The 25,241-nt window shown below is 36.4% G+C and carries 36 protein-coding genes and 1 other RNA gene; 15 read left to right on the top strand and 22 right to left on the bottom strand.

Annotated features, from left to right (window positions below; genetic code table 11):
- The first annotated feature begins 203 nt into the window (after positions 1-203).
- Positions 204-398 (top strand): hypothetical protein, encoded by a 195-nt coding sequence (locus ACI6MV_RS03295; protein ID WP_407268498.1) that lies wholly within the window; start codon positions 204-206, stop codon positions 396-398.
- Positions 385-1,209: a hypothetical protein gene (locus tag ACI6MV_RS03290; protein ID WP_407268496.1), complete on the top strand. Its 825-nt coding sequence runs from the start codon at positions 385-387 to the stop codon at positions 1,207-1,209. The genes ACI6MV_RS03295 and ACI6MV_RS03290 overlap by 14 nt, the downstream gene beginning before the upstream one ends.
- Before the next feature lie 378 nt (positions 1,210-1,587).
- Here the strand turns inward: ACI6MV_RS03290 and ACI6MV_RS03285 are convergent, their stop codons facing one another.
- The 4 genes from ACI6MV_RS03285 to ACI6MV_RS03270 all read right to left on the bottom strand — a co-directional run bounded on the left by ACI6MV_RS03285 (position 1,588) and on the right by ACI6MV_RS03270 (position 3,675).
- Positions 1,588-2,241 (bottom strand): DNA alkylation repair protein, encoded by a 654-nt coding sequence (locus ACI6MV_RS03285; RefSeq protein ID WP_407268495.1) that lies wholly within the window; start codon positions 2,239-2,241, stop codon positions 1,588-1,590.
- Between the two features lie 279 nt (positions 2,242-2,520).
- Entirely contained in the window at positions 2,521-2,979 is a 459-nt protein-coding gene (locus tag ACI6MV_RS03280; protein WP_407268494.1) for a thermonuclease family protein, read from the bottom strand.
- A gap of 162 nt (positions 2,980-3,141) precedes the next feature.
- A complete protein-coding gene (locus tag ACI6MV_RS03275) occupies positions 3,142-3,357 on the bottom strand; it encodes a helix-turn-helix domain-containing protein (RefSeq protein WP_407268493.1) in 216 nt (71 codons plus the stop codon).
- A gap of 117 nt (positions 3,358-3,474) precedes the next feature.
- Positions 3,475-3,675, bottom strand: a complete 201-nt coding sequence (locus tag ACI6MV_RS03270; RefSeq protein ID WP_407268492.1) for a hypothetical protein — start codon at positions 3,673-3,675, stop codon at positions 3,475-3,477.
- A 497-nt stretch (positions 3,676-4,172) separates the two neighbouring features.
- On the opposite strand from ACI6MV_RS03270, the gene ACI6MV_RS03265 reads away from it, so the two are divergent.
- Together ACI6MV_RS03265 and ACI6MV_RS03260 are read left to right on the top strand one after the other, a co-directional pair.
- The gene (locus ACI6MV_RS03265) at positions 4,173-4,802 is read left to right on the top strand and encodes a hypothetical protein (RefSeq protein WP_407268491.1); all 630 of its coding nucleotides are present in this window, start codon (positions 4,173-4,175) and stop codon (positions 4,800-4,802) included.
- A gap of 104 nt (positions 4,803-4,906) precedes the next feature.
- Positions 4,907-5,101: a hypothetical protein gene (locus tag ACI6MV_RS03260; RefSeq protein ID WP_407268490.1), complete on the top strand. Its 195-nt coding sequence runs from the start codon at positions 4,907-4,909 to the stop codon at positions 5,099-5,101.
- 316 nt (positions 5,102-5,417) lie between these two features.
- Here ACI6MV_RS03260 and ACI6MV_RS03255 read toward each other — a convergent pair whose 3' ends face one another.
- Positions 5,418-5,924, bottom strand: a complete 507-nt coding sequence (locus ACI6MV_RS03255; protein ID WP_407268489.1) for an SRPBCC domain-containing protein — start codon at positions 5,922-5,924, stop codon at positions 5,418-5,420.
- A gap of 142 nt (positions 5,925-6,066) precedes the next feature.
- On the bottom strand, positions 6,067-6,405 hold the full coding sequence (locus tag ACI6MV_RS03250; protein ID WP_407268488.1) for an ArsR/SmtB family transcription factor: 339 nt from the start codon (positions 6,403-6,405) through the stop codon (positions 6,067-6,069).
- Positions 6,406-6,507: 102 nt separating this feature from the next.
- On the opposite strand from ACI6MV_RS03250, the gene ACI6MV_RS03245 reads away from it, so the two are divergent.
- From ACI6MV_RS03245 to ACI6MV_RS03230, 4 genes are all read left to right on the top strand, one after another.
- Positions 6,508-6,867: a hypothetical protein gene (locus ACI6MV_RS03245; RefSeq protein WP_407268487.1), complete on the top strand. Its 360-nt coding sequence runs from the start codon at positions 6,508-6,510 to the stop codon at positions 6,865-6,867.
- A 343-nt stretch (positions 6,868-7,210) separates the two neighbouring features.
- The gene (locus ACI6MV_RS03240) at positions 7,211-7,381 is read left to right on the top strand and encodes a hypothetical protein (protein WP_407268486.1); all 171 of its coding nucleotides are present in this window, start codon (positions 7,211-7,213) and stop codon (positions 7,379-7,381) included.
- Positions 7,382-7,776: 395 nt separating this feature from the next.
- The gene (locus ACI6MV_RS03235) at positions 7,777-8,061 is read left to right on the top strand and encodes a hypothetical protein (protein WP_407268485.1); all 285 of its coding nucleotides are present in this window, start codon (positions 7,777-7,779) and stop codon (positions 8,059-8,061) included.
- 379 nt (positions 8,062-8,440) lie between these two features.
- A complete protein-coding gene (locus tag ACI6MV_RS03230) occupies positions 8,441-9,058 on the top strand; it encodes an NUDIX hydrolase (protein WP_407268484.1) in 618 nt (205 codons plus the stop codon).
- A gap of 232 nt (positions 9,059-9,290) precedes the next feature.
- Here ACI6MV_RS03230 and ACI6MV_RS03225 read toward each other — a convergent pair whose 3' ends face one another.
- Entirely contained in the window at positions 9,291-9,770 is a 480-nt protein-coding gene (locus ACI6MV_RS03225) for a hypothetical protein (RefSeq protein ID WP_407268483.1), read from the bottom strand.
- 168 nt (positions 9,771-9,938) lie between these two features.
- On the opposite strand from ACI6MV_RS03225, the gene ACI6MV_RS03220 reads away from it, so the two are divergent.
- Both ACI6MV_RS03220 and ACI6MV_RS03215 read left to right on the top strand, forming a co-directional pair.
- On the top strand, positions 9,939-10,415 hold the full coding sequence (locus tag ACI6MV_RS03220; protein ID WP_407268482.1) for a DUF2975 domain-containing protein: 477 nt from the start codon (positions 9,939-9,941) through the stop codon (positions 10,413-10,415).
- 176 nt (positions 10,416-10,591) lie between these two features.
- Positions 10,592-10,897, top strand: a complete 306-nt coding sequence (locus tag ACI6MV_RS03215) for a hypothetical protein (protein ID WP_407268481.1) — start codon at positions 10,592-10,594, stop codon at positions 10,895-10,897.
- 11 nt (positions 10,898-10,908) lie between these two features.
- Here the strand turns inward: ACI6MV_RS03215 and ACI6MV_RS03210 are convergent, their stop codons facing one another.
- The 13 genes from ACI6MV_RS03210 to ACI6MV_RS03150 form a co-directional block, all read right to left on the bottom strand.
- Positions 10,909-11,145 carry a hypothetical protein gene (locus ACI6MV_RS03210; protein WP_407268480.1) on the bottom strand — a complete coding sequence of 79 codons (237 nt, stop codon included), beginning with the start codon at positions 11,143-11,145 and terminating at the stop codon, positions 10,909-10,911.
- Between the two features lie 95 nt (positions 11,146-11,240).
- A complete protein-coding gene (locus tag ACI6MV_RS03205) occupies positions 11,241-12,935 on the bottom strand; it encodes a M3 family oligoendopeptidase (protein WP_407268479.1) in 1,695 nt (564 codons plus the stop codon).
- Between the two features lie 119 nt (positions 12,936-13,054).
- The gene (locus tag ACI6MV_RS03200) at positions 13,055-13,195 is read right to left on the bottom strand and encodes a hypothetical protein (RefSeq protein WP_407268478.1); all 141 of its coding nucleotides are present in this window, start codon (positions 13,193-13,195) and stop codon (positions 13,055-13,057) included.
- A gap of 130 nt (positions 13,196-13,325) precedes the next feature.
- On the bottom strand, positions 13,326-13,886 hold the full coding sequence (locus tag ACI6MV_RS03195; protein ID WP_407268477.1) for a Uma2 family endonuclease: 561 nt from the start codon (positions 13,884-13,886) through the stop codon (positions 13,326-13,328).
- A gap of 557 nt (positions 13,887-14,443) precedes the next feature.
- Positions 14,444-14,674 (bottom strand): DUF3791 domain-containing protein, encoded by a 231-nt coding sequence (locus tag ACI6MV_RS03190; protein WP_407268475.1) that lies wholly within the window; start codon positions 14,672-14,674, stop codon positions 14,444-14,446.
- Between the two features lie 2 nt (positions 14,675-14,676).
- Positions 14,677-14,919, bottom strand: coding sequence for a hypothetical protein (locus ACI6MV_RS03185; protein ID WP_407268473.1), 243 nt, complete (start codon positions 14,917-14,919; stop codon positions 14,677-14,679).
- Complete coding sequence (locus ACI6MV_RS03180) at positions 14,916-15,419, bottom strand: DUF3990 domain-containing protein (RefSeq protein WP_407268471.1); 504 nt, start codon at positions 15,417-15,419, stop codon at positions 14,916-14,918. Before ACI6MV_RS03180 ends, ACI6MV_RS03185 begins: the two co-directional genes overlap by 4 nt.
- 830 nt (positions 15,420-16,249) lie before the next feature.
- Complete coding sequence (locus ACI6MV_RS03175; protein WP_407268470.1) at positions 16,250-16,345, bottom strand: putative holin-like toxin; 96 nt, start codon at positions 16,343-16,345, stop codon at positions 16,250-16,252.
- 381 nt (positions 16,346-16,726) lie between these two features.
- Positions 16,727-17,269: a sigma-70 family RNA polymerase sigma factor gene (locus ACI6MV_RS03170; protein ID WP_407268468.1), complete on the bottom strand. Its 543-nt coding sequence runs from the start codon at positions 17,267-17,269 to the stop codon at positions 16,727-16,729.
- An 81-nt stretch (positions 17,270-17,350) separates the two neighbouring features.
- Entirely contained in the window at positions 17,351-18,532 is a 1,182-nt protein-coding gene (locus ACI6MV_RS03165) for a hypothetical protein (RefSeq protein WP_407268467.1), read from the bottom strand.
- 12 nt (positions 18,533-18,544) lie between these two features.
- The gene (locus tag ACI6MV_RS03160) at positions 18,545-19,378 is read right to left on the bottom strand and encodes a hypothetical protein (protein ID WP_407268466.1); all 834 of its coding nucleotides are present in this window, start codon (positions 19,376-19,378) and stop codon (positions 18,545-18,547) included.
- On the bottom strand, positions 19,375-20,064 hold the full coding sequence (locus ACI6MV_RS03155; protein WP_407268465.1) for an ATP-binding cassette domain-containing protein: 690 nt from the start codon (positions 20,062-20,064) through the stop codon (positions 19,375-19,377). Before ACI6MV_RS03155 ends, ACI6MV_RS03160 begins: the two co-directional genes overlap by 4 nt.
- Before the next feature lie 3 nt (positions 20,065-20,067).
- Positions 20,068-20,448: a GntR family transcriptional regulator gene (locus ACI6MV_RS03150; RefSeq protein ID WP_407268464.1), complete on the bottom strand. Its 381-nt coding sequence runs from the start codon at positions 20,446-20,448 to the stop codon at positions 20,068-20,070.
- Positions 20,449-20,693: 245 nt separating this feature from the next.
- On the opposite strand from ACI6MV_RS03150, the gene ACI6MV_RS03145 reads away from it, so the two are divergent.
- From ACI6MV_RS03145 to ACI6MV_RS03125, 5 genes are all read left to right on the top strand, one after another.
- Entirely contained in the window at positions 20,694-21,206 is a 513-nt protein-coding gene (locus tag ACI6MV_RS03145; RefSeq protein ID WP_407268463.1) for an RNA polymerase sigma factor, read from the top strand.
- Positions 21,196-22,212 carry a DUF3221 domain-containing protein gene (locus ACI6MV_RS03140; protein ID WP_407268462.1) on the top strand — a complete coding sequence of 339 codons (1,017 nt, stop codon included), beginning with the start codon at positions 21,196-21,198 and terminating at the stop codon, positions 22,210-22,212. Before ACI6MV_RS03145 ends, ACI6MV_RS03140 begins: the two co-directional genes overlap by 11 nt.
- 325 nt (positions 22,213-22,537) lie before the next feature.
- The gene (locus ACI6MV_RS03135; protein ID WP_407268638.1) at positions 22,538-22,822 is read left to right on the top strand and encodes a DUF3221 domain-containing protein; all 285 of its coding nucleotides are present in this window, start codon (positions 22,538-22,540) and stop codon (positions 22,820-22,822) included.
- A gap of 246 nt (positions 22,823-23,068) precedes the next feature.
- On the top strand, positions 23,069-23,323 hold the full coding sequence (locus ACI6MV_RS03130; RefSeq protein WP_407268460.1) for an AbrB/MazE/SpoVT family DNA-binding domain-containing protein: 255 nt from the start codon (positions 23,069-23,071) through the stop codon (positions 23,321-23,323).
- The gene (locus ACI6MV_RS03125) at positions 23,324-23,719 is read left to right on the top strand and encodes a type II toxin-antitoxin system death-on-curing family toxin (protein ID WP_407268459.1); all 396 of its coding nucleotides are present in this window, start codon (positions 23,324-23,326) and stop codon (positions 23,717-23,719) included.
- A gap of 407 nt (positions 23,720-24,126) precedes the next feature.
- On the opposite strand, the gene ssrA is transcribed toward ACI6MV_RS03125, so the two are convergent.
- Positions 24,127-24,464: a transfer-messenger RNA gene (ssrA, locus tag ACI6MV_RS03120) on the bottom strand.
- A gap of 170 nt (positions 24,465-24,634) precedes the next feature.
- Positions 24,635-25,105, bottom strand: coding sequence for an SsrA-binding protein SmpB (gene smpB, locus ACI6MV_RS03115; RefSeq protein WP_407268458.1), 471 nt, complete (start codon positions 25,103-25,105; stop codon positions 24,635-24,637).
- Positions 25,106-25,241 lie beyond the last annotated feature (136 nt).

The following is a 25,241-nucleotide window of genomic DNA, read 5'->3' as shown; positions in this document are numbered from 1 at the left end:
ACATCGTTATTTAATAGAAAGTGGCAAAACGCAGAAGTCACCGGACTATTCTTAGAGCTAGGTTAATGCCTAGCTTTTTTTGTGTGTTTCACTAAAAAGAATTTCTCCCTAGTAATTTCCCTTTTGACCTATGTCCTCCAACTCCTAAAATTATATTTTCGCAATCAAAGGTGTAACTTTTTTATGGTTGATCCGTTGTTATAATGAGAAAAAGAAGTAATCGGAAAGGGGATGCAGGTTTGGATTCAGACATGATCAAACAAAAAGTAAATGATTGGTACCATGCATATAGCAATGATATTTATAAATATGCCTTTTTTCTGATTGGTGACTATGATGCCTCAAAGGATGTTTTACAAGCACTAGAAAAGGAGGGGTATAGCCATGAAACAGTTTGATGAGAAAAGTGAATATGATGATGTTTTTCGCTCGATGAATAAGAAAGTTAACATTGCTGAAAAAGATCAAACAGAAGTTTTATATCACATAAATAATGAAATGGATAAGAATAATCAAATTCAGAGAAAGAATTCAAAGTGGAAATACTATCTCGCTTTATCAACAGCTGCCTTGTTAGTAATGGTTTTGGTTATTCCTCTATTAAGTAATATCCTTCTAAACACGACCGGTAACATGGATAAAAATGAAAGCATTAAACAAATTTTAAATGAATTTGGCTATGATCAAATAATCTATCAAAAAGACGTAGAAAATGGCGTGGTTGTCATCTATGACCCGGATATAAAATCAGATCAAGACGCAGCATCTTCCGATTTAAGTGCGATTTTCATAAAAAAATCTATACTCGGATGGCAAGCAACAAATGACAGAGGCGGATATACTTCAAGTGTTAAAGAAGACATTTCAAGCCAATATCTTGCTAAATCTAATAGTCAATCACCTTTTCCCATGATGTATGGAGAAATAAACAATGCTGAAATAACACAAATTAAAGTTATTAATGAAGAAACAAATGAAGAATATTTAGCGGAAACAATTTCAGGAGAAGAAAAACAAATCTGGTTCACTTTCTTGGATGAGAACATAGAAGGAACGTATGAAATACATGGTCTTTCTAATACAGGTGAAGTTATTTTCTCAAAATCAGTTAACAATGATGTAACAGATGCAGATAGTGTACAACAGCCGAATGTTAGCATGGATATTAAAAACAATGTTTTAACGTTGATAAGTTCGAATTTACATTAGAAAAGAATACACAGACATCAATAGGTTATGGGGACCAAGTTTATATCGATAAACTTGGTCATGGAAGTTGGGAAGAGATTCATTATGAAGACAATTTTTCATTATTTTAAGATTGTTTACGTTGGAAACTGGGTAATTTACAAATTAGAAAAAACCTTTAGAGTATTTCCTTCTGCCCATAAATATTTGTCCTCCCCTTACGGACACTTTAACACCCAAAAAGAAATTGTGTCTACTTTATGGGGGTAATATCACAGACCCCTAGTGTTAGTTGCCATAACGGGTTGTTTTCTTTATTTTTCAGTTTAAGCCTATTACAATTTTCAAATTGAGGTTTGAATTTCTTTATTTTTTTGCATAAAAACTTTTCAGAGGTAACTATTTATTGCGTCGTTTGTTAACTTCAATCGAAATGAACTCCGGCAAATAGCTGGGAGTACATCCTTTTGCTACTTTTTCATCTTTGTAAAGACCCGTTCTCTCACCAAGTTTAATACAACGTGCACGATTCTTTTCGTCATAAACGCCTATCCATCCTGCGGTGAAATTCATAGCCCATTGAACTTCCGGTTCTTCCTGCGTAATATTAGCTTCTAATGCAGATAGCAAGTCTGTGGTGTTATCAGGCGGTATTTGTCCAGTCCATCTCAATCGTCCTTGATAATACCAGAAAGCTCGCCTTTGAAGAGCAGAAGGACTGTTTTCCCATGACTCCATCAATGCAATTTTTTTCTTGTCTTTGGTGAGCTGATTAGCCATTAACCAATCCATTAAGTTGTTTCGCTGATCAAAAGTGTGCGTCTGCATATCCTTATCAAGCTTATTTAGCACATCTTGTGAAAGAAGTTTCTTGTCCATAATTAAGATGGCTAATAGTCTAGGCAAAAACGCTTCGGTTGACCAAAGTTCCATAGCTAGTTCGTGATCTTTTTTAATGTATTTCGCGATTTTTCGTAAGTCGCCTAGCTTAGTTTTACTATCGATCTGGGCTAGAATATTTTCTGCTTTTGAAGAGCGTTGTTTTTCATCCATTTTATACAACTCCTTTATTAAAGTACTGTGCAGTAAATAGAACTGTTATTCTTCCATCTTACTTATTCAACAAATGCGCCCGATAGTTGAAGATCTTATACTTTTCATTATTTACAATCGCAAGAATTTGATGATTTTCCCATTAATTATAACATTTTCTATTGCAATACCCTCTTTATGAAACCCTGCTTTCATCACTATATCAACATCTGCAAGTGCTTTATCATTTTCAAAACAAACCATCTAAATATACCAGCAGTCAGGGGCTTCCGCGGCACCTTACCCCCAAATCCCCTTCACAGCATTCTTCCCTCGCGTCTGTGCCAACAAGTACTTATCATAATACTTATAAGGCGGATCTATCACATAAGCCACATGCGCCAATCCTTCTTCCAACAACATCTGGTTAAACATCTTGCCACTGACCCAGACATAAGCGAGCAGCCTGCCGTAGGTATCATACTTTGGACCGTCATACTCCAACTGCACCGTTTTTCCGGCTAACACTCTGCTGGCGAAAGCGATGGCATCACTGCCGTGCGGTTCTGTCGGATTGTCGTAATGGGCAATTTCTGGGGAGTCAATTAATAATAGTCGCACATCGACCTCGCTGCCATTTACATTCACCTGAATGGTGTCCCCATCAATTACACCAGTTACAGTCGCTGTATCCAATCCAGGGATTTCCTGCTCCGCAAGAACCGTAAGCGTGCTCCCCTTATCGATTATTTTCGACATCAACCGCTTCCCCTCATGCTCCATCGGTGCCTTAAATTGCAGCTTCTAGCGTGAGGTATTATTCGCGTGATGATTTTTTCGGCGAACAACACGTGACACAATAAGTATCCAATCCTCGACATTTCGTGTGTGAGCAACCAATTGAAGAATGCTCCTGCTTCTCTATGATAAGGCACTATCATCACCTGCTTCCACGCTAGATGCCGTGTGCTGCACCTGGGCGTAAATCCACTGATCAACCGCCTGCTTCGAGAACAAAATCTTCCGGCCGAACCGGATGTGCGGGAAATTGCCCGCGCGGACCAAATCATAAATCGTATCCGCATGCACGCCTAAATACTTTGCTACTTCCTTAGCCGTAATCGTACAACGTTCCATATTTTTTCCTCCTCCATTTTGTTCAACTCTATAATCGTCTTAGGGAGGATGGTGGGTGTCTATGACGGGTAAAGAGATTTACATGTTTTTTTGATGGGTTGCGTGGGGGATTAATATCTAAAGATTGATGATGATTGTTAAAAGTTGGTCATTAATAGCCTTTATTGATTCCAATGCACTGCTTGGTGAACGATGTAGTCGAATGATCTGAATATGTCTAGCAAATAACCAACGTTGCCTCTTTTCTGGTAGAATTATAAATTTATAATTGAACTCCGCAATCGTTTCTAACACAGTCATTACCTCATCTGGTGTCATGCTCCACCCTTCATCCAAAGTTCATCCAAGGGGTTTGTTTCTTAGTAGTAGCATTCAGAGATCCAGGGTGCGCTCTTCCCCCCTTTTCTTTTAGTTTTTGTTTTAGTTTAAGTATGTTCCGGTGATCGTTCCGAGATTGGTCCGTAATTGGTCCGGTAGATTGCTGTAATTTGTTCTGAGGATTTGCCAAAATCGATCGCATTTTGGTTCAAGTTTAGGTGGAGAAACATACGAAATAGCATACTAATTAACTTGCTAAATCGCATATGATACGGCCTGTTAATTTCCCATATATATCACTAAATGGGTAAATGGTTTATGGAATTTTATGTTAAAATGGAAGTGGAGTTTGTAAAAGATCTTACTTAAACTCCCTCAGTTAGATTCTATTTACTCGCAAATGCTAACGTGGCAGAAGAGTTGAAGATGGAACAAACAACATATCCAATAAATAGTAGGGAAAAATAACCTTTGATAAACAATCAAAGGAGAATAAAATGAAACTTTTTACTGTAATCTCAGTTATATCTTTATCAATAATTACTTTAACTTTTGAAGCCAATGGAAAAGAAATAATTCAAAATGAAACAAGAGAAACTTTTAATACAGAATTGAGTTTAACATTATTAGAAGCAATTGAAATCGCACAAAAAGAGGCTTTAAAGTGGAATAAAGAAGCAAGGTTATATTTCGGAATTAGTGTTGATAGAGATGCAAAGCAAACAGGAATGGATGGTAGAAGAAAACATTGGAATTTCCAATTTGGTACACCAGGTAAAAAAGATTTGTATTTTATATCTATGCGTGATGGAGAGGTGTGGAAAACAAAGCATTTCCCTAATGAATTAGACAGTATGCCTAAAAACTACTTTATCTTTAATATTGAGGAATTCAAGTATGATACACCTGAATTACTCAAAAACGGAAAGAAAATCACCAAGATATACCCAGGGGACATTTTTGCTAAAGGATACAATTTTGGTATCAAGAAAGACCCCGATAAAAATATTCCACTTGTAATGGTAATTGGGTGGAATGAAACAAAGAAATCCATGATTTACTTATTGTTCAACGGAATAACAGGGGAGCTGGAAGAAAGGTTTGAAAGAGAACAATATAAAAACTGAATGAGTTAGAGTTATTGAACTAACAGATGGCTATAATAAAAACATACCGCTAAATAATCTTTTATATATATATAATTTATTTGTGTTCAAAGGGGGTGTGATATATGGCTAATACATATAAGCTGCCACTTAAAAATGGTGAAATAATGGTGTTTACATCAGATATGAACAAGCAGGAAATATACGGATTACCACAGTTTGCTAACCAACATGAATTTATTAGCTATTTTAAAGAAAAAGGAATCATACTTCATGAAATAGTTAAACCACCATTAGTGGATAGCAAAGAGAAAGAGTAATAGATAGCAAGGAGATTAATCAGTAATAATACCGGGGCCGAGACTGATTCTGTATAACTTGTCGTATTTGTTGATTTAAATATAAAAGCATTTTTGGGGAAAGGATTTATTAGTAAATAAATTATGTTCTCTTGCTAAACGGACAGGTTTCTTGAGCGTAAGGATATAATTGAGAGGGCTTGTTAAGCTAAAGCTTACCGTTACTTTAAATGTTGCTTTTATCCAATAGTTTTTTAGCCAAATCCAATTTAAATTACCCAATAGTTAAAAAGAGATCAGAAAAAGCAACCCACATTGATGGATTGCTTTTCATTTATTATTTAATAGAGGCAAGATGTTCCTCTAAGCGATCCCATGTTTCATTAGTTCCTTGTTCCATACCCATATCCAAGACAGTTTGTAGCGCTTCTTGAGAAGTGTATTCTGCACGATTGATAAGCTTTGTCTTTCCGTCATTTTCTTCGAAAGATAAGGTGACGAAAGTTGAAGGCATTCCATTTGCTTCATTTCCAGCAGAATCGGAAAAATAGTCAATTAAAGCTATCTTTTCATCTTGAATGATTTCTTTATAAACGCCTTTTCCCCAAGATTCGAATCCGAAAAAATCTCCTTGTTTTTCATCAACACACTTCATGCAGTAATGCCAGATTCCATCTACTCTAAAGTCAATGTTACACACAGTAAGGTTCCAGCCACGAGGTCCCCACCATTGTTCAAGATGTTCTGACTGGGAGAATGCACTAAACACAAGGTCCTTAGGTGCATCAAACTCACGCTCAAGAACAAGTACGTTACCCTCTACTTTTGAAATCATTTTTGTCATAAATACCTCCATAATATAATTTTCCAGGTGATTCTGCGGATTCCTCTAGATGAAAAAATGGCTCATTGTATTTTCTATTGTTGATTAACTTAGCTGACTCTCCTCAATTACGTTTATAACTCAATCCAAATAATTTTAGGAACTATTTGGATTCCTTTTTGTCAGACTCCCCTTCCTTTCCTTGCAGTTTTTGGAGATGGTTTTCGAGTCTGTCATACCTCTCATCCCAGATGTTGAGATACGACTCAATCCAGGTGTTAAGTGCTTGAAAAGGCTCTGGTCGAAGTTTGTAAATTCTGCGATTATTAACTGCCTTCAACTCTACGATCCCAGCCTTGCTTAGAACTTTGAGGTGTTTTGAAGCTTGAGGTTGATTGAACCCTAGTCGTTCAGTAATTTCACCCACTGAGAGAGGACCATCACGTAAGAGTTCAACAATGAGCAGCCGGTTAGGTTCGGCTAAAACACTTATTGTCTTCATATTTACAATATACTCCACAAGGAATATTCTTGTATATGCATATTATTAAAATATTTACTTTTTTCAAACTTTTTTTACTCTTTCATACTCTTCTAATGAAGTGTGAAATCTATCAATCTACAATGTCCCTATCAGACCCTTACCTTTGACGTAAAAACCAATCGGGATGCCAACTCGCTCGTACTGCAGCTAACATCAGAGGCAACGATTTATGAAACCAAGATTAATGGAAAAGCCTTTACACCGAATACGAACCATCCAAACCCGGATAATTGGTTCAACTTAGATTTCTATACAGGAACGGAAGATCACTTTGAATTTAGTATTACTGTTGGTCAAGCTGATTCATTAGATTTCATCCTTTTCGATAGAATTAACAAGCTGCCGGTTGATCTCAACCGACCAGAAAATACCGTAACCTACGGAGATTATTCATTCGTCGGTAAACAATATTCATTTTGATTAATTAAGGAAAGGACCTGCAACTTGGACAGCTGTCCAGTCACAGGTTCTTTTCATATTGCCAGTGACCGTCACTTACAAAATTTGATTTTACTTTCTATATCAATGTTTGTGTGATATTAACACTTAAATTATCATACGAAATCGCAACCGAAATAACCTACTGACAGTGATTATCGAAGTACTAATTGATAAGTTAATTGAAATGCTCATGCTATGTTGATTTTAATAAACCACGCAGATGATTGGAATTTTAGGTTAAAATTATTGTGGAGTTTGTGAAGAGATTTTCTTAAACGAACGGAGCAGGAACGTAAAAGAAAAGGGATGAGGGAAATTTAAAATGAAACCTAAATCATTATTATTCCTAATTTTAGGAATTGGATCAGCATGGCTACTAGTTGCACTTGTTACTAGAAACTTTGACTCTGATAACCTATTCACTTTGATAATCGGTGCTTTTGCTGGTTATTTTGTGGCACTAAATGACAAGAAGATAGCCTCACAAGAATAACATTGCCTTTTCACTTACCGGTAGCAAGAGTTACAAAGAGGGGGACGGAGGGTCAGGTTTCTCGTTTCACAAGTTGTTTAAACTTGTGAAACGTAATAACAGCCTTTTGAGAAAAGATGGCATGTCACTGTGTCAACTTATCATAGTTACCGATATATCAAAGAGGTAACACCAGAATCAATTCAATGGGACAAGAATCCTGACCCCACGTTTCGAAGTTAAATGATTCAAAAACTGTACGAAGGTTGAAGCAACGAGAACAATATTTGAACAAAGAGTTGTCAGGCTGGTCACTCATTTTTGTAGTAGCCTGATGCTCAGGAATGCAATTGAAACTTTTTTGATAAAGATTCGTAAAAGGTATTAAGAGGAAAATATAACGAAAGGGTGAGATTTTGAAACATTCATTTTTTTACGGGATAATTTCACTTGGTTTGTTAGCAATAATTTCAATATTCAGTATTGAATTATTTCTGAAAGCAACAGCTGTTATTACGACTGGAGCTGTAATTATTTCAGCCTTATTTTTGAGAACCTTTATTGGAGGAAAAGAGTTTAATGTTAATTCAAATCCAAGTGATGAACGTGAAGATAAAAATGTTGGATTAGTTGTTGCAGCATTCAGCTTTCCTTATTTAATTATGTTTATTATTATTCTTATATTCTCTCATTATGTCTAAGTTTTATTAAACAAATGGGGTCCCGACTTAAAAGAGGAATCTGGTTGGACTGTACCAAGAGATGTTAATACTTTAACTATTTCCGCAGAAATCAAAAATGCGGAAAAAATCCTATTCCGAATAGCACCAACTGGGACGGGCACTTGGGATGAACGATCACTCATTGGTTACAACACAGATGGAAGTGATGGTATCACATAAGCACAAGAGACCATCAATGTAAATTCCGGTAATGAGGAAAATAAGAATAACGTTATGGTTGTTGAAACTTTTTTCATTGTAGCTTCAGGACTATGAGAAGCAGTTAGTTGAACAAAATGCTTCTTAAGTATCTGCAAAGAATATTATAAATAAATATAATCTGTTAGGGTGATTCTACATGGAACCGAAATGGCTTGATTGGGCGAAACAACTGCAATCCATTGCACAGGCAGGATTAACTTATTCGATAGATGTGTACGACTTGGAAAGGTTCGAAATGATTAGAGATATTAGCGTTGAGATATTATCCATACATACGGATGTGAGTGAGACAGTAATAAGAGATTTGTTTACTAACGAATCTGGTTATGCAACTCCCAAAGTAGATATTAGGTCTGTTGTCTTTAAAGAAAATAAAATTCTAATGGTTAAAGAGAACACAGATGGAAATTGGTCGTTGCCAGGCAGTTGGGGAGATATTGGATTAACTCCAAGCGAAGTTGCTGTCAAAGAGGTTAAGGAAGAATCGGGATTTGACGTCAAAGCAATTAAATTGCTAGGTGTACTTGATAAGAAATGCCATCCTCATCCTCCTTCTCCATATCACGTTTATAAAATGTTTATCCAATGTGAAATAATAGGAGGGCAACCCCAAAAAGGAACTGAAACGAGTGCAGTTGAATTTTTTGCTGAAAATGAACTACCTCCATTATCGATAGCTAGAAATACAGAATCACAAATTAAATTTGCTTTTAAACATTTATATAATCCACAAGAACCAGCATATTTTGATTGATCGATAAGTAAAAATTATCAGCCTGTTATCCCAGTAATGAAGAGCGAATGTTGTACAAAGGTATTCGCTTTTCTTTTTTTGAATTAAAGAAGCTGTAGTGTTAAAAAGTGAGAACAAAATGTTACCATATGAAACTCACTCCAAGTATCCAGCGTCTAAGATAAACTTGCCCCTTATCCATTCGAATATAAAAAACCAGCCTTTTATAATGGCTGGCGGAAAGAAGATATTTTTATTTGATATTACTTTTAATCTTGAAAATTTCACGATCATGTTCAGCAACTTTTATATGCAGATATTCGATATCTCCCTTTTTAACCATTTCTTTTTCCATTATATTAACCTTGTCCGATAATTCCTTAACAGCCAATTTAATGTAAGGAATATCAGCTACATCATCTTTTGTTGCCATATTTGCAATATCGTCTTTTGTTGCCATGTTTGCAATATCATCTTTTGTCGCCATATTTGTAATATCGTCTTTAGTTGCCATGTTTGCAATATCATCTTTTGTCGCCATATTTGCAATATCGTCTTTTGTTGCCATGTTTGCAATATCATCTTTTGTCGCCATATTTGTAATATCGTCTTTTGTTGCCATATTTGCAATATCGTCTTTTGTTGCCATATTTGCAATATCGTCTTTTGTCGCCATGTTATTTTTCATATCCATGATTTCGTTGAACATTTTCATCAACAACTCCTCACTCATTTCCACCCCTCCTTTTCATCTTAATTATACCACAAAAACCAGAACAGAACATACGTTTCCATTAAAATTAATTCTCTTTTTTATCGTAATAATTAATGAATATCAGTAAAAATATATTGATTATCAATAAATTATGTTATATTATGGATGTAATGAGGGGGTATAGTTATGAAAGTTGGAACAATAAACTTTTTAAAAGTGGTTGTTTTTATCATTGGTATTATAACGCTTTGTTTGTGCATTTTTGCTCTTCCGTCACTTGCAGACTACTCAGCAAATATGAATCCAGAGTACGCATTTCTGGAACTTCCTGTGTTAATTGGTATATACATTACTGCAATACCATTTTTCCTTGCTCTGTTCCAAGCCTTAAAACTAATAAATCATATTAAAAGTAAAAATGTTTTTTCGGAGTTAGCTGTGAATTCGTTAAAACAAATTAAAAATAATGCAATTTCAATAATCGTTCTATACGTTATCGGTATGTTCTCGTTAGCTTTCCTAAATGCTTTACACCCCGGAATAGCTATTATTGGTATTGTTATTATTTTCGCAACGCTTGTTGTTTCTGTCTTTACTGCTGTTCTCCAAGAGTTGTTAAAAAGTGCTATTATAATAAAATCAGAAAATGATTTAACTGTTTGAGGAGCTAGAATGCAATAATAGTTAAAGTTGATGCAATGATAGCAAAAAGATGAATGAGTGTTACAGAACTATCAGAAATCAGAATCACAAGTTGATGAAAACTAAGCAGTAATCTTGAATTAGAGTGTTGGGATTATGGTAAATTAATGTGTTATTGATAAAGGGGAAGGTATTAAGTGAAGAAAAGAATTGTCATTATATTCGCCATATCAAATTTACTCTGGTTAATATCACCTTTGTTTTTTCATACAAGAGTTGAAAATTTCGAGGATTTAGAAAATGCAGGATTTGGTTTCCCATTTCCTTTCTTGAAACAAAATTTATCCTATTATAATCCTCCATTTCCACATGAAATGTCATTGACTTCTCCATTGGAGTCACCAGTTTCAATTCATATAGGTTATTTTCTTGCTTCAGTTTTAGTTGTCAATTCAATTGTTTTTTTAATTCTGAAGATGCCAAGTTTTTTAAAGAGAGTTTAGAAACAACAATTTTATCTGTTATGCACTAATTGTGTTTCTTCTATCATCGCTGCGGCAACTCCTATTGTAACGGGCAGGTTTGTTGAGTTTGAAACCTTTTTATTTTTGACTCGTTTTACAATTATAGATCCAAATAAATTATCTACACCTTTAGAAATGATTACCTGTTCTTTTTTCTTATTAGAATTTCTTTTTGTTACAATACAATTTGAATAAATACACTTAAACAGGATTGCTTTTGCTGACAAAAGGATATAAAAAACGCTTGGGTTTCCAAGCGTTTTTTATGCTATTTGTGCTGCTATTTAACATTTCCTCCACAGTATCAGAAAACAACTCAATTTCACGCACTCTGCACCGCTACTATTTCACTTGTTAAAAACAGCATTAATTCCTTAATCATTTCTGCAGAAAAATCAAATCGAATTCCTGCTGCTTTATAAACGTCAAACAGTGATTTTGTATTGCCTAATGCCAGAGCTTCTTTATAGCGTTTCAGTGTTCCTTGTGGATCTTCTTTATACTGTTTATACATTTGAACGGCACCTAACTGCGCGATAACATACTCGACATAATAAAATGGCACTTCGAAAATATGAAGCGTGAACAGCCATTCTTTTTCTAGGACGTCTTCATATCCACTCCAGTCAACAACACCAGCAGACAACTCTTTCGATAGTGCCGAGAATTTTTTCAGGCGTTCTTCTTTCGTGTGTTCGGGATTTTCGTACATCCAGTGCTGAAACTGATCAATTCGTATACCTTTTGGCAGAAAAGAGATAATGTCACGCAGCACGTCGAGTTTCGCCTGTTTTTGTTCTTCTTTAGAGTAAAAATTATCCCATTGATCCATCGAGAAAAGCTCCATTGTCATACTTGCGAGTTCTGATGATTCCATCGGTGTTTCCCGGTCATATCCCAAAGGCAAATGACGCTTAAAATCATTATGGATGCAATGCCCCATTTCGTGGAACAGTGTCATAATATCGTCATGCGTTTTGGATGCATTCATAAAAATAAAAGAAAGCTCAGATACCGGTAATGCCGTGCAAAAACCACCCGGTGATTTATTTTTACGCGTTTCTAAATCAAGCATCTTACGCTCATCCATCGTGTCAATTAGTTCCGAAAATCTAGGGTCAATATTGCCTAGTGATTTTGATACTCGCTCGATCAACTCTGTCCGATTAGCATATGGTTGCAATGGCTTACGGTCCGCCGCTACTGCCCTGCGATCATAAGGACGTAAGGAATCTACACCCAATTCCGCTTTTTTCTGTTCCTCAATTTCTCTAGCAACAGGTAGAACATGTTCTCGAATTGAATTATACAATTGTTTACAGTCTTCCGGTGTATAATCAAAACGTTCATATTCTTTGAACATATAGTCTCGATAATTAGCAAGACCGCTGTTCTTTGCTTTTTGGTTTCGAATTTTCATTAATTCATCCATAATGTCCTGCAGCTCATGATCAACCGTGCTCAAGGCGCTGTAGATTTTTTCAAAAGCTTGCTTTCTCACTTTACGATCGGAGTCCTCTAGAAGCGCGGATAATTCCGGAATTGTCTTTTCTTCACCATGCCAATCTGCACTTAACCCGCCAGTTAGTTCAAAATACTTGGTTGCTAACCGGTCTTCTTCCACTTCTAAATCGACATTTTCTTTCCTGAATAGCTCGATAGCATTTTCTTTACTGCGAAGCAAGCGTCCATATTTTTCTTGATCCAGTTCGTCTTTAAACGGCGAGTTCATTAATTTTTCATCAAGTTTTGCCGAATACGTTTTGATCAATGGAGCGATTTTCTCCTGGTCATGCTCATACGCCTTTTTCGCTTCTTCGTCCTGATTGTATGCTTGAAAATCAATGTAATGACCATCAAGCGTTTCTTGTACCTCGTCGAAAAAAACGGACACCTCTTTTAACCAGTTTTCAACATCGGTAACCGATTCAAATTCTGTTTGCACGAGACTCTCCAGCTTTTCTTTTATAACTTCCGTATTTTGTAGGTTATGCTTTTCTATATATATTTTGCTCATATGTATTCCTCCCTCACCCTTTGATTATACGAGAAGGATACTCATCATTCAAAGTTGACGAACGGAGATTTGAAAAAAAAAGAAGCCAGCCAACTCTATAGTCGACTGGTCAATTTAGATTATTTTTTATTCTTCATTATTTGATCCATGTTTTTCACACCTTGATCCGTTAACGCCTCTTCCTCACGCTTGTCTTTCTTTGATCCATAATGCATATTCGTTAATTTCCCTGTATCTTTCGGCTGAAATGATTTTCCCATAACATCTACCTCCTACAGTATCATGTTTATTATCATTTGAAGAAGCAATTTGTATGTGGTATTTTTCATTGGGAATTATTTGTAGGGACAGGGGTCGGAGGGTCAGGAACCTCGTTTCACTTCAAAATCATTAAAATATTTCTTCTAAATCGACCTGAAACCCTTTTAGTACTGAGGATTTTATCATACCTTCATCTTTCAAAATATATACTTGCTGATACACTTGTTCATCAGTTAAAGCATATATCTGAATTGCATTCAACATCGGATTAACCACCCAGTACTCTTTCACACCGTATATCATATATGCTTCCATTTTTGTTATAAGATCATGACTTTGTTTGGATGGACTAAGTATTTCTACTATCATTTCTGGCACCCCAACAAACCTATTTTCTTCCAATCCTTCATCACCACAAATAACTGATAAATCTGGGATGTATATTTTCGATTCATCCAGATCATCTCTATGCAGATGAATATCATAAGGAGCACTAAACACTTGGCATTTTCCACCGTCAAGAAAGTTAAACAATTTCGCCTGCAGTCTGGCGGAAACCTGTTGATGCCGCGTCGAGGGTGATGGTACCATAAAAACAATTCCATCAGCATATTCTAATAAGTGATTTGTCTCTTCACGCATTTTATAAAAGGTTTCAACGCTTACTTTGTTCTCCTCAGGTAGACTCATGAAAAACTCCTCCATTTCTGGACTTATTACTTTATTATACCACAGGGATCTGCTGGGACGGAGGGCCAAGTTTCTCGTTTCACAAGTTGTTTAAACTTGTTAAAAGTAATAACTGCCTTTTGAGAAAAGATGGCATGTCACTGTGTCAACTTATCATAGTTACTGTTATATCAAAGAGGTAACACCAGAGTCAATTCAATGGGACAAGAAACCTGACCCCGCGTTTCATGTTTTTACATTATAGTAGAACTTTCAACCCTACCTCTACACATGAAGGTGCTGGGTATGCAGCTGCATCTATAGGTATAGTATTATTAGTTAATGCGATTGTCCTTTTTATTATTGGTTTAATTATAAAAATAGTTAACTATTCTAAATCTAAATAACTAATTAATCTATACAGTGCAGGCAACGGCTACAAAAATGCATTATTAAATAGAAATTTACTTTAACGGTAGAGAACAGCCAAAATGTTCTTACCCCAAACAAAATCAAAGCTTTTGTCCATGGCACGGTTCTAACCCTTGAACTCCCGCTCATTATTATAGTTTACAATTTTAGTTGAAATTTTTACTCTCCGTATTCATCTGGCTTCTTTCATTAATATAAATATCTAGGTCCTCTACTATATATTCATTGCCTGTAGTATGAAGCGCTTCATAAGTGGCCTTAATATAATCAAAAACTCGATATCTGTTGAATAGCTCTACAGTATCCTTCCCTTTTAGACCTTTAACATTTTTATAAGTTTCGATACAATACACCATAAAATCTAACTTATCATTCACGGTTAAGCCTCCTGTGGAAAAGTTATTTTTCCTGTTATCTGTTCTTCAACAAATAGACTATAAAGTGTCGGTACACTTAGATGCCAAACTTTTGTTTCCTCTTGCTCCAACTTTTCATAGAGCTTCGATGAATAGAGACGATTTAACGCCTCTTTATCGGCAATATCCATCTCTTCAGCAATCATTTGTGCTAAACGGGAAACGATCACTTGTAAAATGGCTTGAAATTCTTTCTTTTCACTCATAAGTTTCCCTCCTCGTTTTCAAGTTCTAACTGTCCAATATATTTCAAATAGAACAACGACTCCTCGGTACAGAAAGTCATCTGATCGTATAATTTACGAATTTTTAATCTTTTTAAGGTTTCCTCTCGCGTGAGCAAACCTGCTTCATACAAGCTGAATACCCGATATATTGTATCGTCAGCCACCGCTCCAATTACCGCATCATATTGTTTGCCTTTATATATCCCCTGCCTATTAGCAAAAACAAAATCTAACCACTCCGAATTAGGAGCATGGAACATCAATACTTCTAGCTTATTTTTCATCATGTCAAAATCAATTTCATACATACTAACCGCTTTAGTTTTACTGTCATTTCTCATCATAACTTTATGTGCAAAACTGACTGCTTGATTCTTGTTGGTCGTAGTATAAAAACCGGATCCAAAATCTAAAGTGCGTTTGGGTTTAATTAATAGAGGCTTTTCAACAGCTACATCACTCCCATGATATACAATCATTGGTTTCCCCTTTCACTTCTCTGGATTAACTCATTTCATTTTTTAACTCGGATAACATCCTCTCGAAATGCTTCCTCTTTATTAACTGGTTCCCCACTTCTTCAATTTTTACGTGTAACTACCTCCATATTCTGTACCTGTTTTTTTTCATTCATATATTTGAAGTAATAATACTCATGCTTTCCTACTTTCTTTGTAATGACCAAATTCAAAGGACGAATCTTGTCATGATCGGATTTCTAGACCCACCTGCCGAAAGTAGGGCTAAGGACATATTCAGCAATAATTAACTCAGACTTCTAAACTCTTACATCTATATTTTACCGCACCTTCATAATTCAAACAACATTTCAGTGGGGTAAAAATACAACGCGGGGGACGTAGGAACAGGGTGGGACCACTGAAAAAGTCACCTTTTTTCATGCAACATTCAACTGATTTGTAAAATCGTCTCCGTATTTTCAAAAATTATAGTTGAGAAAGAATAATTGTTAGTGTTTTGAGAGGATAGTATCTTTGCTATACTCTTTAAGTTTACTGCTAATGCAGTAGCGGACGGACGGAGGGTCAGGTTTCTCGTTTCACAAAATAGACCTTTGTTCGCTCAATCATCAAACTTTAGCAATTTTACGTATACCAGCTTTGTATTCCCCTCTACACTCAGGCTTTTTTACTTACATCTTCTATGGTATAATAAAAGTAACTTATGAATAATTTAATAAAGACCACAGCTGGAACTGTGGCCTTTAGATAAGCGGTTCTCCCCAGAGGATCGGCTATCTTCGTGCAATAGACCTCACCTAATTACTTATCAGGGCAACTAGGGAGGTCTATTTTCTATTGATCAAGGTAATGATCAATGCGAGCAATGCAATCAAAAATGTCCCGAACGAACACACAACCATTAGGCTTTGATATATACTCATAGGCATCACCCCCTTTCACCGGGGTTTAGCCGACCTCTCCTAAAGAACATTATCTTTTATATTATAGCATAGTTTTAATTGATAAATCGAACTAATGTTCTCTCTTTACTCAAGTTGGGGATATTATCAGCGGATCTGTCACTACCTACAATAAGATTTTAGATTTAGAAACTTAAATTGTTCTCTATTCATGGGGACTAAGGGTTTTGAACAGTTCATCTCGCTGTTCGTATTAATGAAGCAGGCTTTTTATTCGGTCTGCTGGCAAACGTGAAGGAAGATACCGACTTACGAAGTACTCTCCCTTATACACGATCTAGGAAAAAAGGTCACAGACCTTAAACGGACAAGTGTCCATATCAAAGGCTAGTGACCATCCCATCAATATATTTCCTTCAACTTTCTTTTTGCTCGAAACAAGCGTGTTTTTACTGTTGATTGTTTTATATTTAATTGATCCGCTATTTCTTTCATCGATTGGTCCTTAAAGTAATAGAGAACGACAACTTGCTCGTACATCAAAGGTAATTGTTTCAGCTTGGAGCTTAGTTCTTCACGATCACATTGACTTAAAGTTTCCGTTTCTGGCGTACTTACTTCCCCACTAGTAAACACCTCTACATCTTCATAAAGTAAGTCGCGGTGACGGTAACTTTTCCGCAAGAAATCAATACAATGATTACTCGCAATTCGATGCATCCACGAGTAAAAGGAGCAATCTCCTTTGAAATTTTGTCTGGCTAAATAGCATTTAACAAGGATTTCATGGGCAAGGTCTTCCGCAAGATAACAGTCTTTCACATATGATAGTGCGAGCCTGTAAGCCTTGTTCTTATATTTGAGATAAAGCTCATTTATTTTTTGCTCAGACATCTGCTGATCAACACTTCCTAGAAACATGGATTTATTAACTTTTGTTTGCATATAAACCCTCCTCATTTCTAGCAAGTTTTCATTTCCATGAACCTTAACTGCCGGAAAAATCACCCTGTTCATCCTCAGCTTTTATCTGAAAATAATTTCATCAATGAATAAATCATAGCTGCGCATTTCTTGCGATGAATTTTCTAAAGCTAATTGACCATGAAAAAGAGTTTCACCTGAGTTCACGTCTGCAACGACTACACTTCCATCTAGGTTTCCATTTATATGTGGGGTCGCAGCGTAGAGTTTACCGTTATGAACCGTGATCATTGGCGTTGGAACATTACCATTCTCATCTGATAGTTGAAGAGTAAGTTCGTTACCTATTTGATCGTCTACTAGATTATAAGAAGTTATCACGACCTCCTGACCGTCTAATTTCGTAAAATAAAGCATCGAATCATTAGTGTAGCTAAGTTGGTTATTCTCCAAATTCAATTCCGCCACATCAATCTTTTCTTTTTCTTTCGTTGCTAGATTGTAGACGGTAATCTCTTGTTTTATTTCAGCTCCCGTTTTTAGGAGAATAACATGCTCATTCGCTGTGGTTCGGCTTGTTCCAACCACTTCGACATTGTTATACGTATCCCCCTGATTACCTTGTCCATCAGAATACTCTATAAGCAATTCATGATTTGTTATCGTTTGATTGGCTATATCAATCGTGTACATATGGTTTTCATAGTAGTAATTATCATTCTTTCGTATCGAGTTTCTGGTAAGAAGGTATAGTTCGTTTTCAATCAACCGGACATCGTCGACATTTACATAGTCCAGTTCTCCATTGTTTGGAACCTTAACCGTGAAGTCATTACTATCCCCACCCTCTTTATTTAAAAGAGAGATGTCATATGTAAAATCACTCATGCGTCCTGAGTCCCTTTTGTAATCTACTTCTGCATAAACAAGTTGCTGTTTGTCTTCAAAATATCGGTTAATTGATCCAATTTTACCACGCATGAAGCCTCGATATTCCTCTTGTAATTTCTTTATCCTTTCGTCAGGCTGTCCAATTATCAGATTTAAAAAAGTATTACTATTAAATGTAGATCCTTCCGAGGTGATTTTTACATTCGTCCTAGAATAGTTATCTATATAAAAACCCTCTAACACCAATGGCTTTATCTCTGTGGAATCACCGCTTTGTGTTTCGATGACAAACGCTGGATATTGTTCAGCTGACAATGCAGTATTCACATAAAAAGCTCCGATACTTAGTACAATAATTACACTTATGGAAATTGATTTCCAATACTTTTTCATATCACACACTCCTTACACGGTAATTTTTTTCTTCAATAAAAATCCACTTAGCCACACAGATGCAGCTAGTAAAACCAAAGCCAAGACAATTTCAATAACAAACAATTCAATCGGATAGAAAAAGCCATCCAAAACAAAATCCTGTAAAAGGAATGGTGAGATAAATACAAATACCGCGGCGCTACCAAACAAAATTGCTGCGAAGATTCCTTTCCATTTAAAACTTCTTTCCAGCAGAATTCCAGTAAATAGAATACTAACAACTAACAAACCTGCGCCGTAAGATAAAATGAGTTGCAGAAGATTATTTGGAATTATCATGCTCAATCGAGGCACGCTATTCACAACCTCTATGAAACCCATTTCTTTTAAAAATTCACTCGGTACCATGCCTTTTAAAATCATCATTTCGATTGGCAAGAAAATAAGTTGGAAGGCAACTAAACCAAATGTCATGACAAGGATCGTAGTCATTTTTGCATAAAAGACATTCAATCTTGTAGTTGGTAGCATTAATAATCGGTAGATAAAGGTATTTTTACCAACCCAATCACGATACCAAATCAAAAAGATATAAAACCCTACGCCAGCAACACATATCGCGATTGGCCCTAGAAACCATAAACTTCTTCCTACGTGCAAAAAACTCAACTGCCCAGTCATTTCGATAAACTCGGCTTGTGTTACCATTTCTTGATAGATTTGTTGGTTCGCCGCGTTTAAATACTTTCTTGCCTGAAGGATCACGCCTGCAATTTGTACGACAAACGTTATTCCTAATAAAACTACAAATAGCTTCACTACCCGATTCACTTCAAAGTTTACAAGCTTTAGGTAATTTTTCATTTCTTATACACCTCTCTCATCACATCAATGACAGATTTGCCTTCATTCTCGCGCGCTTCTTCCGCATTGAATTCCTTCGTCACCATGCCATCATCTAGTAGGACAACCTTATCAATTAAATGTTCTATATCACCGATTTCATGTGTTGTAATAATCACGCCACGATTCTCGATTAAGTGACTAGTGAACACATTGGCGATTTCCTCGCGACTGAACATATCAATTCCTGAAAATGGTTCATCCATTAACACATAGTCAACATCAAGTGCTAATCCGAGTAACAGATTAACCTTCGCTGTATTTCCTTTTGATAAAGAAGAAATTCGCTCCTCTTGCTTTAATTTAAAGAAACCTAGCAATTCTGTTGCACGTTCCTGATTCCAACACGTATAAAAGTCGTTCATGAACTCCATCGCCTCTGCTATTGTCATTTGCGGAAGCATCGTAATCGCATCAGGAATAAACGTGATTTTCTCAAATGTTTTTTCCTTGAGGACTTCTCCATCTATTAAAATCTGTCCTTTATTTATTGGCGTAAGCGCCATAATCGCGTTTAAAATCGTCGTCTTCCCCACACCGTTTATCCCAATTAAACAAGTGATTTCACCTTTGTTAGCAGTAAAGGACACACCTTTTAATATTTTTTTCCGTCCATATTTCTTTTCAATCTCTTTTACTTCAATCATATTTTACGCCTCCCCGTCACGGTTATCTGTGTACTTTTCTCTAACCAGTTCAAGTAGTTCATCAACTGGTACATTGATGGAACGAACAGATGTCACAAACAAATTTACTGCTTCAACTAATAGCTCATCTCTCACCTTACCCAACGTGATTTTGTCAGTAGTAATTGTACTTGGATGATTTTTCTCCGTATAGATCAATCCCTGTTCCTCCATTTCCTTATATGCTCGTTGCGCAGTATTAGGATTTATCTTCATCCTATTTGCCAACTCTCGTCTCGATGGTATTTCCTCACCAGGCTGCAACTCACCAATAGCGATTTGTTCCTTAAAATACCGAACAATTTGCAAATAAACCGGATCACGGTTATTCAGCTTTACATTCATGGAAACCCCTCATTTTTAAAAGTGTGTGTATTAAGTAGTTCATACACTTTGTATAAGTGTATTATATGGTTAATACACAAAAACTGTCAACTACAATTTTCCGACAGCGGTGGAACACCTCGTGGCACAGAGGGTCAGGTTCCTTGTTCCACTTTTAAAAAAAAAATAAAAATAACTGCAATAAATCGTGATATGATTCGTTTTATATAGTAGAGGAACTAAATTCCAAGTTGAGGAGTTACCCCATGGAGCAGAAGCAAATAATTGCAGATTGGTTTGATGCTTACAGTGAGGATATATATCATTTTCTCGTGTATCGCATTGGCTATTTGGAAGCAGAGGACTTAGTGCAAGAGGTTTTTATCCGTGCTTATCGTGCTCTACATTCCTACCAAGAAAATGCAAAACCGAAAAGCTGGTTATTAAGTATTGCAAGAAATATTGCGATTGATACAATTCGACAAAGGAACAGGAAGCAGCTTTTCTTTCCATCGTATAAATATGAAAAGGAACTAGATCATCAGGAAGGACCCGAGCACATTCTCGTCAGTCAGGAATTAAACCACTCGTTATATCATGCTATCCATACGTTAAATCCTCGATACCGGGATGTCCTTATTTTAAAGGGGCTAAAAGAATTATCTGTTAGTGAGACTGCGTATATTCTTGGATGGAAGGAAAGTAAGGTGCGCCTAACCTATCATCGGGCCAAAAAAGCACTTAAAACTGCGCTGGGAGGTGAGTCGAATGAATCGTGATTACATGGATAAATTACTTGCAGAAACGAAAAAACCTACACTCAATGACGAACAAAAACGAAAGAGCAAACAAGTAGTTATGCAACGGATTGCTACTGAAGAAAATAATACACCGGGTAAGCGATGGTTCACCCGTCTAGTTGTTGCTAGTGGAGCAATAGTTGCGGCGCTTCTATTTTCAGTAATGTTCTTTATCGATCAAGATCCCACTACAGGAAATTTAGATAATTTGCCTAATGTTTCGATTGATGCTGCCCTGACAGTGAATACAAATGACGATTTGGATTATAAAGACTATATGTTGGAGGTTACAGTTAAAAAAGGGCAAGGAAATAACATCACTTATCCTGTTATGAAAGGCTTATTTGGGATGACTTTCACCGATCAAGAAGATGATGGTTATTATATTCCAACTAGTATTGGAACAGGTGGTATAGATGAACAAATAGTTGTAAAAGCATTAAAGCGTATAAACATACTTGATAAAAACGTTGAAAAATACCCCTATTCTGGCTTTATTGGATTTTTCACTCCAGAAGAAGCAGGAACATACAAGCTAAGGATGTATTTTAATAAAAGTGAAGATTTTGACCCAACAGAGGACATGTATCTCGTATATATTCACAGATCATCAGGGATTTTTGGCAATAACGTGAATACGACGAAGGTGGTAAAAGTTGATACATCAGGAATAGCTGTGGATACATCAGATATATTTGATCAGATGACTGGATATATAGGGGGAATTATTAGTGAAGCTGGATACCCTCCCAAAATACTTGTAATCCCAAACATTACAAAAGAAGCGGTGATAGGAAAAACACAACAAGAGATCGGAGAGATAGCACAACTTCACGACAGTTCATGGTTTTTTATTGATGAAAGCGAAGTGGATAAATATGAGATCGGCCAAAAAGTAAAAGTAGCATACGATGAAAAACAAGACAAATTGATGTCAGACCCTCCGCAGCAAGGTTCTAAGAAGGTTGACATCTTAAAAGAATAATGAGGAATCGTGTTATTCCCAAAACTATGAGATTGCGGTTAAAGATAGAAGAAATCTATTTATGTGAGTCAATTTCATAATTACCTTTCACAGCTATCTGCATCCATATATACTTCGGAGACGGTTAAATCCAACTATCTGTGGGTGCAGATAGCTAAAAATCAGTATTATGAAATTGACTAATATAGGTGGAAATGTATTTTGAACATAAAAAATCCCCCCTTTATACTATCCAGATTTTGCATCTGTCAATGAAAAGGAGGCATTCTCGCTTAGTATCATTGTGATACGCTAATTACTCTGCTGGTAAAGGTGTAAATTCAAGATCATCAATAGACTCATTTTCCAATGGGGAACGGAGGGTCAGGAACCTCGTTTCACACTTGTAATCACAAACATTACAAAAGAAGCGGTGATAGTAAAAACACAACAAGAGATCGGAGAGATAGCACAACTTCACGACAGTTCATGGTTTTTTATTGATGAAAGCGAAGTGGATAAATATGAGATCGGCCAAAAAGTAAAAGTAGCATACGATGAAAAACAAGACAAATTGATGTCAAATCCTCCGCAGCAAGGTGCTAAGACGATTGACATCTTAGAAGAATAATGAGGAATCGTATCATTCACAAAGCAATGTGATTGCGGTTAAAGAATGAATAAAGCCATTTATGTGAGTCAACAACTAAACCAACATTAGCACCACTCAGATTCTTTCCTAAATTTAGTTCACTTTCACGATTTTTTCCAGTAAGAACCTATGTGTAGTAGGGAGTACCTGTCACTGTCCGTTTTACTGTTATAACGCTTCAGTCATGTTATAATAGTTATAACACTTTTATAAGGAGACAATAACATGAATAATAAATATGAAAGAAAAGTGACTAAAATTGGGAACAGCTATGGGATTACTTTTCCTAAAGAATTTCTTCAGGAAGCTGGAATTTCTTATGGAGATAATGTTCAAATGGAATTAAAGGATGGAGAAATTGTTATACAGAAGAAGAAAGATGTTAAGTTACCAAAAGGGTTAAGTCCTGATTTTTTTGAAGTGTTAGAACGCAACACAAAGAAGCACGAAAAAACAATAAAAGATTTAGTGGACAGATAGATGCGTTACTTAACATATGTGGAAGTTGCGGCTATTAATCAGTATATAATTGAGCGATTTAGCCCAGGCGAGCAGAATGGTATTAAATCTCCTGATCTATTAGATTCAGCAATCAACCGGCCACAACAGTCAGCAGCTGCAAGTGACGCATATTCGACGGTTTTTGAAAAATCTGCGGCACTATTAGAGTCTATTGCACAAAACCACGCATTTCATAATGCAAACAAACGTACAGCTTTCTTATCTCTAACACAATTTTTGTATTATAATGGGTACGACTTTGAAATGAATAGCCAGAAAAAACAAGCTGACTTTACTGTTAATGTTGTAAATAATAGGTATTCGTTTAAAGAGTTGGTTGCTATTATTAAAGAGAATAGTAAGAAGATAGAGTGAAACATGTGTACCGTTCGCTTGTACTTGCTCTGGCAAGGGAGCGAAAGAGCAGAGCCAAACTAAGCGCTTATCTTTTAGGACACAGATTTTAAACACAAAAAAACCACCAACTATGTATTGGTGGAGACGGTGGGACGTGCTGTTCCATGCTTTCGTCATGGCACTGACTATATCTTGAACCTGTAGTAATCGTTAGGTTCTTCGGCGTCTTATGCGAAATGTGATTTTTACCGTTAAGGTAAGATTTCGCATCCTAGTACTACCCAAAGGGCAGCCTATAAGTCGATACACGGCTGTTGGATCTCTCCACACACCGCTCGGTATTGCCATATCACTAGAAGTGACTTAGGTTTCACCGATAAAGCCGAATTATCACTTACTTGTTACCAAGCAAGGCGACTAATTACTAATCGAACCCACGTCCAAGGATATCGGCACTCAGGCTTCTACATGCGTAGTCGGTATATTATCATTCGCATATTATTCGGCCTACCAACAGGCTTCCTAACAGCTAGCCTGATTAGTCTCTTCTGAACATCCCCAGGCGGAGAACGTCAGCGTAACCCACTATAAGTTGAGACCCTTCTATCTACCACATGGGTGATGGTAGGAAGGATCCTTTAGTGCTACTTACGCAGCTGCTAAAGAGTAATTGTTTGTTTTGCCAGTTATATTGGCGTTAACGTTTAACGAGTCGTAACCTCGGCACGCAACCTGAGCTCGACCTACCCCTGTCGAATCCGTAACGTCCCCATGATATAAAAAATTCATTGGGTAATACGGGAGTATATATCAAGCACATTATTATTTAATTGTGTTGTCGCGATGAGCGACGAATTTCATTATAGCATAATGATACGAAAAGCACAAGTGCTCGCTTCGATTTAGCGCTGAACTAGGACTACTCAATACTTTCTAGCTATTCATCCGATCTTTTATCGCACGATCCATATCACGCTTCGCTTGCTTTTGTTTCAAATCTTCTCGTTTATCGTATTTCTTTTTCCCTTTACCGAGTCCAATTAAGACTTTCGCTACACCATTTTTAATATAAATCTTTAATGGTACTAATGAATAACCTTGTTGTTGTGTTTCACCGAATAATTTATCGATTTGTTTTCGGTGAAGCAGTAACTTTCTTGAGCGGGTTGGATCATGGTTAAATCGGTTACCCTGCTCGTATGGTGAAATATGCAAATTTGATAACCAGACCTCTCCCCGTCCATCAATTCGCGCAAAGCTATCTTTTAAGTTTACTCTTCCGGCACGAATCGATTTGATTTCTGTGCCTTGTAAAACGAGACCCGCTTCAAAAGTTTCTTCTATTAAATAATCATGATTTGCTTTTTTATTTTGGGCAATTGTTTTGCCTTGACCTTTTGGCATACGTGCGTCCTCCTCTTGCTCCGTGAGATATATTTTAACAGAAATCACGCGCTTAATCCAATCATAGTCTATGGACGATTGAGTCAAGTATTTGTGGGAGTTTTTTATAAAAGCCTATTAACTCCCTCTTTTGAAT

It is taken from the genome of Radiobacillus sp. PE A8.2 (assembly GCF_045635475.1).
In the GTDB taxonomy this organism is placed as follows: domain Bacteria; phylum Bacillota; class Bacilli; order Bacillales; family Amphibacillaceae; genus JBJGXI01.
The sequence above is the reverse complement of the archived record's forward strand: the minus strand, read 5'-3'. Positions and strand labels throughout refer to the sequence as shown.